At 56.8% G+C, this 3,210-nt stretch carries 1 rRNA gene; it reads right to left on the reverse strand.

Annotation, left to right across the window (positions count from 1 at the left end):
* Nucleotides 1–32: 32 nt before the first annotated feature.
* A 23S ribosomal RNA gene (locus AC069X_RS37350) occupies nucleotides 33–3,151 on the reverse strand.
* Between the last annotated feature and the right edge of the window lie 59 nt (nucleotides 3,152–3,210).

The raw sequence follows: 3,210 nt of genomic DNA on the forward strand, positions 1-3,210 counted from the left end.
CTTCAGAACTAACACAGTGGACGCGAGCAACTGAGGACAAGCCCTCGGCCTATTAGTACCAGTCAGCTCCACCCGTTACCGGGCTTCCACATCTGGCCTATCAACCCAGTCGTCTACTGGGAGCCTTACCCTCTCAAGGAGGTGGGAATACTCATCTTGAAGCAGGCTTCCCGCTTAGATGCTTTCAGCGGTTATCCCTCCCGAACGTAGCCAACCAGCCATGCCCTTGGCAGGACAACTGGCACACCAGAGGTTCGTCCGTCCCGGTCCTCTCGTACTAGGGACAGCCCTTCTCAATATTCCTACGCGCACAGCGGATAGGGACCGAACTGTCTCACGACGTTCTAAACCCAGCTCGCGTACCGCTTTAATGGGCGAACAGCCCAACCCTTGGGACCGACTCCAGCCCCAGGATGCGACGAGCCGACATCGAGGTGCCAAACCATCCCGTCGATATGGACTCTTGGGGAAGATCAGCCTGTTATCCCCGGGGTACCTTTTATCCGTTGAGCGACGGCGCTTCCACAAGCCACCGCCGGATCACTAGTCCCGACTTTCGTCCCTGCTCGACCCGTCGGTCTCACAGTCAAGCTCCCTTGTGCACTTACACTCAACACCTGATTGCCAACCAGGCTGAGGGAACCTTTGGGCGCCTCCGTTACCCTTTGGGAGGCAACCGCCCCAGTTAAACTACCCATCAGACACTGTCCCTGATCCGGATCACGGACCGAGGTTAGACATCCAGCACGACCAGAGTGGTATTTCAACGGCGACTCCACAACCACTGGCGTGGCTGCTTCAAAGTCTCCCACCTATCCTACACAAGCCGAACCGAACACCAATATCAAACTGTAGTAAAGGTCCCGGGGTCTTTCCGTCCTGCTGCGCGAAACGAGCATCTTTACTCGTAGTGCAATTTCACCGGGCCTATGGTTGAGACAGTCGAGAAGTCGTTACGCCATTCGTGCAGGTCGGAACTTACCCGACAAGGAATTTCGCTACCTTAGGATGGTTATAGTTACCACCGCCGTTTACTGGCGCTTAAGTTCTCAGCTTCGCAACCCCGAAAGGTCACTAACCGGTCCCCTTAACGTTCCAGCACCGGGCAGGCGTCAGTCCGTATACATCGCCTTACGGCTTCGCACGGACCTGTGTTTTTAGTAAACAGTCGCTTCTCGCTGGTCTCTGCGGCCACCCCCAGCTCAGAGAGCAAGTCTCATCACCAGGAATGGCCCCCCTTCTCCCGAAGTTACGGGGGCATTTTGCCGAGTTCCTTAACCATAGTTCACCCGAACGCCTCGGTATTCTCTACCTGACCACCTGAGTCGGTTTAGGGTACGGGCCGCCATGAAACTCGCTAGAGGCTTTTCTCGACAGCATAGGATCATCCACTTCACCACAATCGGCTCGGCATCAGGTCTCAGCCTTAACGTGTGACGGATTTGCCTACCACACGGCCTACACCCTTACCCCGGGACAACCACCGCCCGGGCTGGACTACCTTCCTGCGTCACCCCATCGCTTACCTACTACCACCTTGGATCGCCGGCTCCACCACTTTCCTTTCCCCGAAGGGTCCGGAACGGCTTCACGGGCTTAGCATCAATGGATTCGATATTGGGCGTTTCAAAGCGGGTACCGGAATATCAACCGGTTGTCCATCGACTACGCCTGTCGGCCTCGCCTTAGGTCCCGACTTACCCTGGGCAGATCAGCTTGACCCAGGAACCCTTAGTCAATCGGCGCACACGTTTCTCACGTGTGTATCGCTACTCATGCCTGCATTCTCACTCGTGAACCGTCCACAACTAGCTTCCGCTGCTGCTTCACCCGGCACACGACGCTCCCCTACCCATCACAGCGGGCGTTGGCCCTATAGCTGCAATGACACGACTTCGGCGGTACGCTTGAGCCCCGCTACATTGTCGGCGCGGAATCACTTGACCAGTGAGCTATTACGCACTCTTTCAAGGGTGGCTGCTTCTAAGCCAACCTCCTGGTTGTCTCTGCGACTCCACATCCTTTCCCACTTAGCGTACGCTTAGGGGCCTTAGTCGATGCTCTGGGCTGTTTCCCTCTCGACCATGGAGCTTATCCCCCACAGTCTCACTGCCGTGCTCTCACTTACCGGCATTCGGAGTTTGGCTAAGGTCAGTAACCCGGTAGGGCCCATCGCCTATCCAGTGCTCTACCTCCGGCAAGAAACACACGACGCTGCACCTAAATGCATTTCGGGGAGAACCAGCTATCACGGAGTTTGATTGGCCTTTCACCCCTAACCACAGGTCATCCCCCAGGTTTTCAACCCTGGTGGGTTCGGTCCTCCACGAAGTCTTACCTCCGCTTCAACCTGCCCATGGCTAGATCACTCCGCTTCGGGTCTAGAGCGTGCAACTCAATCGCCCTGTTCGGACTCGCTTTCGCTACGGCTTCCCCACACGGGTTAACCTCGCTACACACCGCTAACTCGCAGGCTCATTCTTCAAAAGGCACGCAGTCACGAGATACAGCAAGCTGCATCCGACGCTCCCACGGCTTGTAGGCACACGGTTTCAGGTACTATTTCACTCCGCTCCCGCGGTACTTTTCACCATTCCCTCACGGTACTATCCGCTATCGGTCACCAGGGAATATTTAGGCTTAGCGGGTGGTCCCGCCAGATTCACACGGGATTTCTCGGGCCCCGTGCTACTTGGGAGATGAGCAAGCAAGCCGTACAGATTTCAGCTACGGGGGTCTTACCCTCTACGCCGGACCTTTCGCATGTCCTTCGCCTATCCATACGGTTTCTGACTCGCCCAGCCGCCGGCAGACGACTGAAGCTCATTCCCACAACCCCGCATGCGCAACCCCTGCCGGGTCTCACACGCATACGGTTTGGCCTCATCCGGTTTCGCTCGCCACTACTCCCGGAATCACGGTTGTTTTCTCTTCCTGAGGGTACTGAGATGTTTCACTTCCCCTCGTTCCCTCCACACTGCCTATGTGTTCAGCAGCGGGTGACAGCCCATGACGACTGCCGGGTTTCCCCATTCGGACACCCCCGGATCAAAGCTCAGTTGGCAGCTCCCCGGGGCCTATCGCGGCCTCTCACGTCCTTCATCGGTTCCTGGTGCCAAGGCATCCACCGTGCGCCCTTAAAAACTTGGCCACAGATGCTCGCGTCCACTGTGTAGTTCTCAAATAACGACCAGCCACCCATCACCCTAC

The organism is Streptomyces sp. NPDC043896, assembly GCF_056435605.1.